The sequence below is a fragment of the Promicromonospora iranensis genome (assembly GCF_028994775.1).
GTDB classification, from domain to species: domain Bacteria; phylum Actinomycetota; class Actinomycetes; order Actinomycetales; family Cellulomonadaceae; genus Promicromonospora; species Promicromonospora iranensis_A.
Genome location: NZ_JAJQMN010000004.1, coordinates 370,379 through 383,344, shown reverse-complemented (window position 1 = coordinate 383,344; position 12,966 = coordinate 370,379). Strand labels below are relative to the sequence as shown.

13 protein-coding genes and 1 pseudogene are annotated in these 12,966 nt (G+C 66.8%); 7 read left to right on the top strand and 7 right to left on the bottom strand.

The annotated features are described in order from the left end of the window. The first annotated feature begins 60 nt into the window (after nt 1–60). From LUU90_RS09365 to LUU90_RS09355, 3 genes are all read left to right on the top strand, one after another. The gene (locus LUU90_RS09365) at nt 61–816 is read left to right on the top strand and encodes a hypothetical protein (RefSeq protein WP_275003111.1); all 756 of its coding nucleotides are present in this window, start codon (nt 61–63) and stop codon (nt 814–816) included. A gap of 174 nt (nt 817–990) precedes the next feature. After that, nucleotides 991–1,413 carry a hypothetical protein gene (locus LUU90_RS09360; protein ID WP_275003110.1) on the top strand — a complete coding sequence of 141 codons (423 nt, stop codon included), beginning with the start codon at nt 991–993 and terminating at the stop codon, nt 1,411–1,413. A gap of 67 nt (nt 1,414–1,480) precedes the next feature. Continuing rightward, nucleotides 1,481–1,675 (top strand): hypothetical protein, encoded by a 195-nt coding sequence (locus LUU90_RS09355; protein WP_275003109.1) that lies wholly within the window; start codon nt 1,481–1,483, stop codon nt 1,673–1,675. A 180-nt stretch (nt 1,676–1,855) separates the two neighbouring features. Here the strand turns inward: LUU90_RS09355 and LUU90_RS09350 are convergent, their stop codons facing one another. Next, complete coding sequence (locus tag LUU90_RS09350; protein ID WP_275003108.1) at nt 1,856–2,803, bottom strand: HNH endonuclease signature motif containing protein; 948 nt, start codon at nt 2,801–2,803, stop codon at nt 1,856–1,858. Nucleotides 2,804–3,004: 201 nt separating this feature from the next. Between LUU90_RS09350 and LUU90_RS09345 the strand changes: the two genes are divergently transcribed. The 3 genes from LUU90_RS09345 to LUU90_RS09335 all read left to right on the top strand — a co-directional run bounded on the left by LUU90_RS09345 (nt 3,005) and on the right by LUU90_RS09335 (nt 5,996). Then, complete coding sequence (locus LUU90_RS09345) at nt 3,005–3,508, top strand: HAD domain-containing protein (protein WP_275003107.1); 504 nt, start codon at nt 3,005–3,007, stop codon at nt 3,506–3,508. 418 nt (nt 3,509–3,926) lie between these two features. After that, complete coding sequence (locus LUU90_RS09340) at nt 3,927–5,249, top strand: NucA/NucB deoxyribonuclease domain-containing protein (protein WP_275003106.1); 1,323 nt, start codon at nt 3,927–3,929, stop codon at nt 5,247–5,249. A gap of 3 nt (nt 5,250–5,252) precedes the next feature. Further along, nucleotides 5,253–5,996: a hypothetical protein gene (locus LUU90_RS09335; RefSeq protein ID WP_275003105.1), complete on the top strand. Its 744-nt coding sequence runs from the start codon at nt 5,253–5,255 to the stop codon at nt 5,994–5,996. A 156-nt stretch (nt 5,997–6,152) separates the two neighbouring features. Here LUU90_RS09335 and LUU90_RS09330 read toward each other — a convergent pair. From LUU90_RS09330 to LUU90_RS09320, 3 genes and pseudogenes are all read right to left on the bottom strand, one after another. Beyond that, nucleotides 6,153–7,184: pseudogene (locus tag LUU90_RS09330) on the bottom strand (plasmid pRiA4b ORF-3 family protein); the annotation flags it as partial. 104 nt (nt 7,185–7,288) lie between these two features. Then, nucleotides 7,289–8,425, bottom strand: a complete 1,137-nt coding sequence (locus LUU90_RS09325; protein ID WP_275003104.1) for a ParB N-terminal domain-containing protein — start codon at nt 8,423–8,425, stop codon at nt 7,289–7,291. After that, nucleotides 8,418–9,350 (bottom strand): hypothetical protein, encoded by a 933-nt coding sequence (locus LUU90_RS09320; RefSeq protein ID WP_275003103.1) that lies wholly within the window; start codon nt 9,348–9,350, stop codon nt 8,418–8,420. The genes LUU90_RS09325 and LUU90_RS09320 overlap by 8 nt, the downstream gene beginning before the upstream one ends. A gap of 413 nt (nt 9,351–9,763) precedes the next feature. Here LUU90_RS09320 and LUU90_RS09315 point away from each other — a divergent pair, with 413 nt between their 5' ends. After that, nucleotides 9,764–10,258 (top strand): GNAT family N-acetyltransferase, encoded by a 495-nt coding sequence (locus LUU90_RS09315; RefSeq protein ID WP_275003102.1) that lies wholly within the window; start codon nt 9,764–9,766, stop codon nt 10,256–10,258. A gap of 252 nt (nt 10,259–10,510) precedes the next feature. Here the strand turns inward: LUU90_RS09315 and LUU90_RS09310 are convergent, their stop codons facing one another. From LUU90_RS09310 to LUU90_RS09300, 3 genes are all read right to left on the bottom strand, one after another. Beyond that, nucleotides 10,511–11,371 (bottom strand): DUF4253 domain-containing protein, encoded by an 861-nt coding sequence (locus tag LUU90_RS09310; protein ID WP_275003101.1) that lies wholly within the window; start codon nt 11,369–11,371, stop codon nt 10,511–10,513. 281 nt (nt 11,372–11,652) lie between these two features. Further along, entirely contained in the window at nt 11,653–12,525 is an 873-nt protein-coding gene (locus LUU90_RS09305) for a hypothetical protein (protein ID WP_275003100.1), read from the bottom strand. A gap of 11 nt (nt 12,526–12,536) precedes the next feature. After that, entirely contained in the window at nt 12,537–12,893 is a 357-nt protein-coding gene (locus LUU90_RS09300; protein WP_275003099.1) for a hypothetical protein, read from the bottom strand. Between the last annotated feature and the right edge of the window lie 73 nt (nt 12,894–12,966).

The window sequence follows — 12,966 nt, the reverse complement described above, 5'->3', positions numbered from 1 at the left end:
CGCGCCTGAGCATCGCCCCGAGCGCCGAAAGGGTTTCACGCTTGCGGCAGGATTGCGTCCGTGCAGCAGCTCACCAGTACGGTCGCCGGCGCGTGCGATGCGTGGCTCACCCCGCGCCTGGGGATGTCCTTCCGTCCCGCCGCAGAACCCATCACCACGCCCGATGCGAAGCTGGGGGGACAGCCGGTCTGGCTCGAAGCGCCGCGGTGGCCGCTGTCGCGGACCGACGGTGCCCTCATGATGTTCATCGGGCAGTTTCCCGTTCCGCAGAGTGATGGCCGGATCGCGTACCTGTTCATGACGGCCGAGGACCCCGGGCTGCGCGAGACCTGGGACCCCGAGGCGGGCGAGAACGCCGTCATCATCCAACCCGGCGGCCGCGTTCCCGACGTCGTGCGTACCGTAGATGCTGCCACCGGTCCCACGCTGTGGACCCGAGGGACCACCTGGGATGACGAGGTACCGGTCGAGCTGTCCGTCGACCTCACCTCCCTGGACCGGGCTACGGACGGCTTCCTCGACGCGAAGGCCGCAGAAGGCGATGCCGAGCGGCGCGGGCTGTACCCCGACCCGTACGAAGAGGTCGACGACAGCGCCGACACGACCCGCAGCTACGTCGGTGGCACACCGGTGTTCTGGCAGCCGCACCTCCCGTCGGTCCCGCCCGGCGCCATGTCGTGGCGGTTCTTTCTCCAGCTCGACGGCGCCGAAGGAACCGACGACGACCCGTACGCCCTGAACTTCGGCGGCGGCACCGCCTACGTCTTCCTCTCCCACGACACACTCGAAGGCCGCCTTACCTGGGACTGCGTCTGATCACTATCAACAGCGACTCCGAGACCTGCCCCGACACGCTCGCTCCACGTCGCGCCACAGAACGTGTTCACGGTGGAAGTGAACCTCGCGCTTGCCGACATCGACTTCAGCGGGAATGTCGGCGGGTACCGCTACGGTGCGTGTCGTTGCGAGACATCGAGAAGGAGCCGCACCATGAGCTGGGACATCAGCCTTTTCAACGCACCGCCCGGGATCACGATCGAGGAGATCCCACGCGACTACGAGCCAGCATCGCTCGGGTCGGTCGCCGAGGTTCTCAGCCGGTTGCAGGCTGCGTTCGTGGACCTGGACCTGAGCGACCCGGCGTGGGGCGACCTTGAGCGGTCGGGCTGGTCTGTCGAGTTCAACATCGGTGCTGAGGACCCGGTCCGGTCGATCATGCTGCACGTGCGCGGCGGCGGGGACGACGTCGTCCAGGTAGTCCGTGAGACCGCACACGTCCTGGGGTGCCGTGCGCTCGACTGCTCGTCCGGCGAGTTCATCGAGGACGGCGGCAGAGATGGGTGGGCGGACTTCCAGGCGTTCCGCGACCGTGCGTTCGGTCAGGGTGCTGTCACGCAGAACGTGGAGCGGTAGGCACATGTCGATCCCTGCAGCGAGCTCGATGAGTCGACGAGACGCCCGCTTCACCGTTGGCCCGTACATGGGCAAGTTCGTCGTTGCCGAAGCGGACGAGAGCGGCTCGATCATCGCGCTCATCTGCGAAGGGCAGCCAGGCTCGCTGGTCACGATCGGTGACTGGTGGTTCGCCGGCATGAGCGAATTCGAGCTCGGCGTGACCGAGGCCGGCTGGGACGTCGAATGGCTGCCCACGGGAAGCCTTGGGACACCGCGGTGACCAGCACTACCCGATGCAGCTCACTCCCGGGGCAACATTGGCAGTGGGCACCAACAGGGTGACCGCGCTCGTCTCCGACAGCAGGTCAGCGGGCACTCGCGAAGTATCCGACGAAAGACTCGCCGGGCACAGCGGATCTGCCAACGAGCACCCAGGTCTCTCGCCCCGGCGCTGATGACGTCAGGAGCGATCGAGCAGGGACAGCTCGCGGTGTTCGTGCCAGTGGTTGTCGAGCCACTCGACCTGCTCGGTTCGGAGTTGGGTCGCGAGCGGTTGGTCGTGGAGCCCGGCGTACTGGGGGTACTCGGCCAGGTCGGAAGCGACGTCGATCCGGAGCCTCGTGGGGTCTACCGCGAGCAGGCCATCGTCGAAGAGCCGATGGATGTCCCTGCGTAGCATCAGCCCACCGTGCTCGAAGTGCTCCCCGAGCTGGGCGTAGCTGTACAGGTGTCCTGCTTCAAGAACGCGCGGGGGAGCGGCGCCGGTAAAGGCGCAGTTGTTTCCCTGGCTGGCGAGGATGTGTTCCCGGAACTTCCGCTGTCCCCGGCGGACACGAACGATCGAGTGCTCGAAGCCGTGGACGAGTTCGAGGTGCGGTTCGGTCGCCGTCGGCCACGACAGGTCTGGCACACGCGCGATCACGCGGTCGAGGGCCCGGTGGGCGTTCTTGCTTACCAGCGCCTGTAGAAAGGCGGGCCATTCGATCTCCCGGACGGAGTTGAAGCTGCCGCTCTTGAGGATGAACGTCCGGATCTCGCCCTCGTCGAGAAGCCCGTCCAGCGCCGTCCACGCAGCGTCGTAGCGAGCCGCGTACATCGTCACGTCGACCTGCTCCAGGTGCGGCGCGTCGAACTCCGCCTTGCACGTGGTGTTCGAGCACCGGAACCGTGGCTTAGCCTTCGACGGCGGATTCGGGCGAGTCTTTCCGCATTTGGGGCACCGATGCATTGTCTTGGTGCCAGGAGCTTTCTCGATCTGCTCGATCACCGAGATGCCGAGGAGCCTTGCACCGTCCCACAGCGCGATCGGGTCGCCCACCTGTAGGCGCTTGTGGTTCTGGACCTTGCTGTCGTACAGGTACTCGATGCCGAGCTGATCGTCATAGAGCGACCCGCCGTCGGTGGTCATCAGCAACCAAGCGCGCCGGGGACCAGGAGCGTCCATGCGCACAGCTTTGCACGAGCGGAATCGTCGTGACCGTCAGGTGCGTTCGGAGGTCGGGGAATCAGCCGGGCTGCAAGTGTCCTCGCGCATCGTGCGCCTCCCACGATCTGGAAGGTAGACGTACGCCGGGTGCCGGCCATGCGTGCAGGCCGCTATCGTGCGGGCGTGCCTGTTGCCCGCCCGCTGCTGTTCCTCGACGTCGACGGAACCCTGTTGCCGTTCGGCGGACCCGGGATGCTTCCTCAACCCCGCGACGGCAAGCCGGAAAACCCGGACACGCAGCGCCCGGAGCTTGACTTCATCGATCCAGCCCTTGGCCCGCTCCTGTTGGGTCTGGGTTGCGACCTGATGTGGGCGACGGCCTGGATGGGTGACGCGAACGACGTGATCGCGCCGCGGGTCGGGCTCTCAGAGCTGTCGGTTGCGGACCTGCCGCCCTTTGGCGAGCACGACCCGAACAGTCTGGGGTGGAAGACGCGCGCCCTGGTCCGGGTTGCGGCGGGCCGACCGTTCGTGTGGGTCGATGACGTCATCACGGAGATGGACCGCTGGTTCGTCGAGCTGGAGCATCCGGGACCTGCGCTGCTGTTCCAGGTCGAACCGTCTGTGGGGCTGACTGCCGATGGCGTCGCCGAGATCGCCACATGGCTGCTAGGTCTGGAGACGTGACAGGTCGCGCTACGCCGCCGATCGGAATGTTCCGACGGCCTGTCGGTGGGGCCGCAGCTGCACGACTCGCCTGAGACAACTGCACGTGGCTGGCCACGGGGCCCGAGTTCCGGGCCGGCGATCGTGGTGGACGTGACAGGGGCAGTCGCCACCAAGCACACCATCGACGATTGGCCGGTTCGACCAGTGCCCGTACCCGCCGAGTCCTGATCTGTGACCAGGCACTCCTGATCTCGCGGGCGTGCCTGATGACATCGCGTTCACAACAGGTCCCGCCTGACCGCGACCACAAACACCGACCACGTGCGACAGGGGGCTCGGCTCGCCACGCGCACGTTTCACCCCCTGATCCTATTGAGATGCTTTGTCCTGTTATGTACCTCCGGCGTTGCCCCGAACAACAAAGTTTGGAGAAGCCATGGCACATCAGAAGCAACGATTTCGTAGAGCTGCGGTCACGGCGTTGAGCACGCTCATGGCCGCCAGTCTGGGCATGTTGGTGGCCCAGCCTGCCGCAGGCGTACCCCGTGATGTTCCCGACCTGCCGCTCACCCAGGTCGACACGTCATGGGTCAGCTCGGCAGGCGAGGGCTGGCAAGTCTCGAGCGAGCCGACGCCGATCGATGCCAACGCCGCGCGAACCCTCGCTGAAGACGATGAGGAGTGCTCTGCGGTCGCCGATGACGGCACCTGGACTTGCCTGCGCACCCTGGACCAGGACCTCAAGGAACTGCCGTCCCTCAAGAGCGGCGTCGCAGACTTCGACCCGTATCCCATCCCGGAGTGGTGCACCGAGCACGGTGCAAGCGGCGTTACCTACGTGACTCGTCACAACGGGTGCGTCATTTCCAGCCACGTCTTCACCGTCTACCAGATTCGTGATGGCGTGAGCACGGTGGTCGGCCTGATGAACTTCCTCGTCGCGGACTACATCGTCACCTCGCCCGACTCGAACTTTTGGCAGCACCAAGTTACGGTCGCGCCCAGCATCATGACCGGTGAAGCCGTCGGAGTCGAGGTTGCGGGCGTTCCTGTGTGCGCGAGCGGGCCGTGCGTGGAAGAGGACGTCGACTTCGTGCCTGAGGCGCTCACAGCCGTGGGCGACGAGGCCTCCGGCCTAGCCACGTGGCAATGGCCCGTCGTCGCGGGCGGTCAGGGTACGAGCAACACGAGCTGGACGCTCAGTTTTCGGGCCCCGACGAGCCAGGAGTGGGTCTCGGGGCAGTTCGACAACGCGGCTGACATCCGCTGCGACAGCGAGTTGATCAACCGTGTGGCCGGATGTGTGATCCCGTTCGCGACCCCGACCATGACCTGGGCCTACTGGGAGTTTCCCGACTACGGTGACCACTTGATCGACGCGATTAACAGTGGTCTGCCGGGGGCGAATCTTGGTGACGGCTCGCAGCCTCTGCACCGCCTGATGGACGACGCGCTGCAACAGGCCAATCGTGACCGAGCATGTCCGGACGCGTATACCCGTCCGGCCGGGAAGTCCTGCGACGAGTACCCCTTCGCATCCACGTACGAGGGGGCGTCAACTGGCGGAGGCACGGGTCGCACCTTCGACTGGTGTGGGATTCCACAGCTTCCGACCGGCGTGACCGGATCGAGTGGATACAGTTCGTGCATGATCGACGCCACGAACAACTCGGGTGCCGGCAGCCAGCTGGAGACCCGCCTGTACGGACCAGAGCGTGTGCTCGACGGTGACGCTTTCTGGGTGAACTTCAGCGGATAACAGATGATCGACAGCAACGAAGGCGGCAGCCACACGTACACGGCGCGAGTCAGCGAATCCTGCCTCGCTCTGCACGGGTGCGCGTGGCTGCCGCCCGCCGATCCTGGTGTGATCGCTCAGCTCGTCCTGGATGCCGAGGCTGGACCCGAGGTTCGTTCCGTCGTTCCCGCTCCTGAGGGTCCTGGAAACGTGCATCTGGTGCGAGCTCCGGTAATTCGCACAGGAATCTCCATGGGGCCAGTGAGCGTCACGCTCGCCACGCACGACGGCCCACCACCTGTGGAGCTGGCCGGGTCGGACGACGCCGCCGAGTTCAGCATCTTCGCCGTGAATCAGCCTGCCTTCATCGGCGGGTTCGGCGACGCATCATCACCCAGCCGAATTATCGATCTCTCGGGTCCTGGCTGGTACCGCCTCCGAGTGTGTGCCTCGGGTCGGGCACGGGCGCGAGACCTCGTAGGCAAGGAGCCTGTCGAGAACTACAGGATCGACGTATGGCGCGCGGACTACGCCGAACCGCTGGCGCTTACACACTCTGTGACGGAGCCAGTTGCTGCGCGGGCCCGACGCGAGGCAGATCTGAGACAGAGGGCGTCGCGGGGCAGCAACCGCCTCGCAGGTTTTCTGGACCGCAGCCAGCACGTCCCGGCACCGCGGCTCAGCGCAGAAGAGCAAGCGGCCGTTGACCGTGGACAGGACCGGCTTCGAGAATTGGCCGCGCGTCAGCGACGTCGCGAGGAAGAATGACCGCTTTGAAAGCCAACTGTCGCCTTAGCGGTCCGTCTTGGGGACTGCCTGTGGGACTGTTGGTGACTCTCACCCCCTGTCCCGGTAATCCGGCAAATCGTACGGTGTGTGCGGGCGCGGAGACAACGAAGCCATAGCCGGGGGAGGCCATAGGCCTCAGCGACCCAGGGCTGCATTGGCTAGCGCCGCCGCGACCGCGCTGATCTGGCTCCGTGCTCGACGTCCGGTTGGCGGTTCGGCAATGTTGACGAGGACGTCGTGAACATTGGCCTCGTATTGATGGAGGACGTGTCGGGCGATTGGCCGGCCGTCGTCGTGCCGGTACTTGAGGTCGGTCAGGTGCGCTGCGATGCGGTCCAGGGGTAGCTCGCCATCGGGGGTGACGGCCGCGTACGCGAGAACGAGCAGGTCGGCGTCGACGGTGAACCGCCCGCGCGCCTGTGGCGGGGTGATCGATGCGGTGAGGTGGTCGAACAGCACCGCCGGACGGTCGCGGGCCACCGCGCCGGCCCGGGTGAGGTGCAGCGCTCCCTTGTACTTGCGCAGCAGCTTGAGCTGCTTGACCAGCGACTCGCGGAACTCTGCCACGGGGTAGGTGAGGTCTTCGCGGTTCCCTTTGCCGATCCAGTTCGCCATCGCGGGGATCAAGGTGGCGGCTTCCTCCACGACCGCCGGGCGCAGGTAGCCCGCCGCGGTGAGTGGGATGCCGCCGTCGCCGGCCTGGTCGAGGAACCACAGGTGGGCGCTGAACGCGGTGCGGAGCTCGTCGTCGGACGGCTTGGCTGGTGGGTCGGGGAGGGCGGCGAGCCGGGCTCCGAGCTCGGCGCCGTCGCTGGTGATCGAGAGGATGTTCACCAGATCCAGCAGGCGTGGGTGCACGCCACGGGAGCGGAGCACGTACCAGGGCCGTTCGAGCAGCTCGTTCACCTCGGCGGGCTCGAACCGGTCCGGGTCCTCGACGAGCGTGGCCAGGCCGTCGTTCATGTACTCGAATCGTGAATCTTCCGGTGGCGCAGCGCGCCTTCCGTCCACGCACACCGCCGGGGGAGTGCCCGGCATGGCGGGCAGGGACGTCTCCAGGCGGAGTCTGAGCTGCCAGTCGTCGCCGTAGTCGTACACGTACCGCAGCCCGTCGCCGGGCTCGTTCAGCACCTGATCGAGGCGAACCTGTTCCTCCGCGGTTCCTTCGTCCCCGTGGTGACGCGATGGTCTCCCTCGGCGCTACACGCCAGGCATCAGGGCTCGCCGGTGGTATCGCCGCGCCGCCCTCGGCGTCCGCGCGGCACCGAGGGTCAGTCGTTTCCATCCGACACGAAGTCAGCGACATCGAAGAGGGTCTGGTCGCTGCCGGTATCGCGTGTCGGCCGGTTCGCCTTCCGCGCTGCCTGAGCTCGCCGGGCGAAGGCGTTGGTTTCCGCGAGTACCTCGCGGAAGGTGGTCCAGTCCGTCTCAGAGGCCCTCGCGGCGATGACCGCGAGGTCGTACTGCGTGGTCCACCCTTTCAGGCTGTGCCAGATCATGGCCCACTGCCGCAGGCTGGAAGCTGAGACGGTGCGTCGCGTGCCGTCGACCTGACTGTTCTCACGATCCCTGACCCCGTCGTTGTTTGGGGCGTGCGCGCGGTTCTCGTTCTTCCTGACCGTGGCCAGTAGCTCCTGAACATCAGCGGCGGTCACAGGTTCGATGGTCTGCTGGTCGGGATCACTGGCGGCGAGAGCTGACCGTACGGCCTCGTACTCGGGATAGACCGCGTTCCCGCCTTCGATCCGTGACAGGGCCCCGGCGGCGAGGCTACGGATGTGGTCCGGTTGGGTAGCGTCTCGGCTGAGATCGACGAGCATGCTGAGGCGTTCAAGGGTGTTCTGCGACTTGCGGCCGGTGACGATCAGCGCCGCCTGCTCCCGGACCTTGCCCTGCCCAGCGTGATCCTGCGCGACCTCCATCGGGCTGTCGGGTCGCGCCGGTGAGGTCCGGTGGACCCCACCAGCGGCGTCAGTCTTGCCGGTCTTCTTGTTCTCGTTGCGCCGTGCACCCCCGAACCGGGTCTCGGCCTGACGACGTGCGGCGTCTTCGCGGAGTAGCTCCTTGATCTCGCGGTAGAGGGATTCCCTCTCCATTGGGGTGTAGTCCTTGCGTTGGGTATTCTCGTCGCGTTCGGCCAGCAGAGCTGTGGCCGGATCGGAGATCCCGGAGCGCACCCAGACCTTGATCGACTTCCAGCCGAGGCGCTTGACGGCTTCCAGACGCCGCCACCCGCACACCAGCACGCGGTCCGGCGTGACGGTCACGGGCTGCAGCAGCCCGAGCTGGTCGATCGACGCGGCCAACGCATCCAGATCGCCGGTGTCCTTGCGGTGCCGGGCACCAACGACGATCGAGTTGACAGTCACAGTGAGAGCCCCGGCCGGGGTGCTGGTTTCGTCAGGCATTACGCACCGTCCTCGTCGTGATCGGTTGATCTGCTGCTGGGCCTGCGGCCCCGGGGCCTGGAGGCGCTGAACGGACGATCTGGCTCACGAGCCGCCGATCCGTCAGCAGAGCCGAGATCGGTTCACCGGAGAGGACGCGGCGAAGGAGACCGGTGACGTACCCGACGCCGTCGTCTGGTCCCAGGACGACGCGGCACAGGGCCGTCCACGAACGGTGCGGAATATCGAGCAGGGTCAGTGGCGTCAGGTCGCGACGTAGGTACTCGAACGCGGTGGCAGGGTTGCCGGCCTCGGCCAGGCGGGAGCAGACGTAGTCCAGGCCGTTCCTGGCGACGGAGCGGGGCCAGCTGAGCGCGACGAGCAGCTCGACGATGTTCGCCACGGCCACCGGAACCTCCCCGGGAGCAACACCGTTCACCGACCTCGCGCGGGTAGATGAGTCATCGGGCGGTCGACGTCCAACAGCAGTGACCGTATCGAGGTAGTCCGTCCATGAGCGGTCGCCGTCGTCACGTTCGCCGAACCGGACCACGTCATGGTGCCCGCCGGACATCAGGCGCCGAGCCTTGCCGGTGGAGCACAGCAGAGCGTCTGCGCGTTCGTTCGCCTGAACGGTCAGCTCCACCGCTCTGGTCACCACCGCCCACGGGTCGACGGCACGCACTGTCGCGGGGGCGCGCAGCACCTCGAACGCGGCCACGGCTGCGTCGTGCGCGGTCTGCCGGTACCGGCGGGCCAGCGCACCGAACCGATGGGCGCAGTGGTCGAGCAGAGCCTCGGCCTCCGGGTCGGTGGCCCAGGCATCCGGACCTGCGTCACGCAGCCGGAACAGGAGCTGACGTAGGCCTTCTGGCGAAGCGAATCCCCGTGGCCCGGGTGGTCGATCCGGTGGGACCGTCGGCGTCGTGAGATCGGTGGCGTTCATGCCGTGCACCGTGACATACGCCTGTACCTGTCGATGTACCCCCTGACGACCACCCGAGCGCGAATTCTGCGGCTCCGACGACCGGGGGAGATGACGTTCGCGCAGGTCGGTGCATGGGTCATGGATGTCCCCCAACTCGTGCAAATTGGTTGCGGAGGCCGGCGACCGTGGGCCGTGCTGAGTGCCCGGGTCACAGCGCAGAGCGGGACCGCCAGGGGAGCGTGCGGCTTCTTGTTCATAGGGCGACTGTGCCGATCGAGCGCACGCTTTCCGCACACCCGGGAGCGCACACCCGGCCGCACACCTGCCGGTGTGCGGGGCGTACGTGCTGGTCAGGGGCCGCACACCAATTCGTCGGCGGACGCTCCCGAAAAGCCTCGCGGGCACGGGCAATCGGGTGCCATCGTGAGCCGATGAACGAGCCCCTGGTGCGACCCGCGGTCCCCGACGACGCCGAGGCGATCGCCGTCGTGCACCACACCTCCTGGGTGCAGACGTACTCCGATTTGCTCCCGGCCGAGCACTGGGAGAGCGACACCGTCGAGCGACGCGCGCAGCGGTGGCACGAGCGACTGTCCGACGACGGTCCGGGGAACCTCGCCGTCGCCGTCGTCGACGAACAGGTGGTGGGCTTCGCCAAGGCTGGCCCCACGCGGAGGAAGAAGCGCGTCCCGTCACCGGTCCGATCCGAGGAGCTGTGGGCGCTCTACGTTCTCGGCGAGCGTCACGGGACCGGGATCGGCGCGCTCTTGCTCAAGACCGTCCTACCGCCCACGGTGCCCGCCGAACTCTGGGCAGCCGACGCTAACCGACGTGCCCAAAGATTCTACGAGAAGCACGGCTTCACGCCGGACGGCGCCCGGTTCACCGATGACCTCAACTTCGCCTTGATCCGCATGGTGCGATGAATTCGTTGCGGATCGCCCAGCCGACCCGGTGAGCGCGTCCATGAGTGATCCGTCGCGCAGGAAGCGTCAAGAGCCACCGTGCGCACACCATGGTGTGCGCACCGCGCGCATCGGTGCCTCACCTGGCTCCGCAGTAGACGGGGCCACCGCCCACCTCGGAACCCAGCTGTCGTTCGCGTGGTCATACCGATCGCTCCGGCCGCAGCGGGGACTCCCGGGTCCAAGCACGCGGCGGCCGTCCACGCGAGGTGCTCAGTCCCACCAGAACACCCAGGCGTTGATCCCGATGAGGGAGGTCGCGTACCGGTCGATGGTGTCGTAACCGCCTTGCCACAGGTTGTCCGGACAGAAGGCGAAGTGCTCGCGTGACACGGCCAGGGCGTGTTCCAGGTCCTGGGGCGGATGGGCGACCGACAGCCAGAGCGTGTCGGTCCCAAGTCCGACCACGCGTGCCCCGAAGCGGTCGCCCCAGGAAGCCAGTGCGGCGGAGATCAGCTCTGTGTCGTTGGTGTGGTTGCACGGGCCGTCCCAGCCGGCGAGGGTCAGTGCACTGGCACCGTCGCGAGCGGGGATCAGGCCGAGACGCCACCGACGTGGTCGACCGTGGACGTCCTCGTCGTCCTGGAGATGCGCCGCGTACTGGTCGGCCATGGCCAGGGGAATGCCGTCGCCTGTGCCGGGTGGCGCCAGTCCCGGCCATGGGCCGGACGGCCACTCGTCTTCCGGTATCTCGTCGTCGTCATCTTCTTCAGGCTCGCGATCGTCCTGGAGCTGGTCCCACAACGTGCGCAGGGCTTCCTCGGGGTTCGTGGCGTCGAGCACGTCAATGGTCTCGGGGAAGGACCACCGGTCGTTCCATGCACGGTCGTCGTCGTGCTCGAGCAGGATCGGGTACAGGCCCGACTGCTCATGTTCCTGCCGCAGGCTGGTCCACGCCTCGCCGGCTTTGTCGACGGGCGCGTCGGATATCCACAGCAACGCTCTGCCGTGAAGTGCGGTGTGGTTCTGGAAGTTGTCGGCTGCACGGAGGAGCTGGCCGGGCGGAAGGCTGTCGGGCAGTGCTGGGAAGTCAGCGTGGGTCACGGCCTGAACCGTAATCGGCACCTCTGACATAGATGGGCGACAGCCGAGGCATCGGCCGGTTCCGGTTATCGTTCCGTTCGTTCCCCAGCGTCAGTCTGGGCCGAGTGAGCTCCATCCGGGTTCCGCACGCTTTGGGCCGTCCGTCACCATCGTTCTCTCGCTGACCCGACCGAAGAGCGGGGTGCGGGACAGAGGCAGGAGAAACAGCCACGGTCCCCTTCCTCCCGATCGAGAGGCACCCTGAGCCGTCCGGCTTGACCCCTGCGGTCGCGGTGCGACGGGTTAGTCGATCCGCCACATCTTGTCGTCGCTCAGGTAGGTTCGGTGTGGCGGGTAGAGGTGTCCGAGCTGGTGAGGCTCTCCCACTCGGTCGAGCACCCGCACTCCTTGAGGTGCCAGCGCCACGGATCCAGATCATGCAGCTTGCGCCGAACAGCCTTGCCGGTGGGACTGATCGACTTGTCTGCCCAGCGGACCTCGGGCAGGACTTCGGCCGCGTGAGCGTACAGGTTCATGCCGATGCCCAGGCCGACGTAGGTCTCCCACGAGAAGCCGCGGGTTGACTCAGTCTCGATCCGCTCGGAGTCGATCGAGTCGATCGAGTAGGTCTTGGACATCACCCACCCGGCCTGCTCGCGGCCGTAGTAGAACGCCGCCCGCAGTCCCGAGGCCTTGTGCTGCACCACCAGCTCACGCAGTCCGGGTTTGGTCCGTGCAAAGATCGCTGACGGGCCGTCGTGGGTGAGCATGACGGGGTCCGTGGCCACGGACTGGAGCCGTTCGACCTCCGCCCGGTACAGCGCCCGTACCCCGTCAGGAGTCAGGTGTTTGGTCACCCGAGGGTCGCGTACCTCCAGCTCCCACTCCGGCTGCTGCATCACAGCATCTGCGACGCCGTCGAGGTGCACCAGAGCGCGTGGGTGAAACGGGTTGCCGTAAAGGCTGTTGCCTTGCCAGTAGTCCCATGCCACGGACCGGATCTCGTGGATGGCGATCGCTTCCCAGTCCTGATCGCTCAGCTCGCCCCAGGCTGCGGCCAGGCCCGCCTTGTGCACGACCAGAGGCCACCACAACGCAGGCTTGTGCCACCAGGGCGCATTGCGGAGTTCCGACCGCGCGGTGCCAGCGTTCATGCGGGCCTGCTGCAGCTGTATCAGCCGTGGACGGTCGCCAAGGTATGTCACGGTGCACTCGCTCAGCGAGTCGCTTCGTCGAGAGAGGCGGAGATCCCGCCGGCAATCCCCTCAAGAGACACCCGCACGTCTCTAGTCTCGGCGTCCTGCGCGAGTCGGTACAGCGCGAGGCCGCGCACCTTGTCGGTCGCTTCCAGCAGGAGCGCGGCCGCAGGCTTTCGCTCACCATCGATTCCGGCCAGGGTGCCAGCTACCGCGACGGGATCGAGCAGGTAGGCACTGATCCCGGCCAGCACGGCCTTGAATGCTGGCAGGCCTCCGTCGCTGCCCGGGTTGGCCTGGACGAGTTGGAGTGAGGCAGCCAGGGCGTCGACGGCGTCGTGGGTAAGGTCGATGGCACGGCGGGTGGGGTCGGTCATCACAAATGCCTTTCAGCGGGTGGGGTGGTCAGCTAGGTCCACGCTGAGTCCTGATCCAGAGGATCCCGATCGT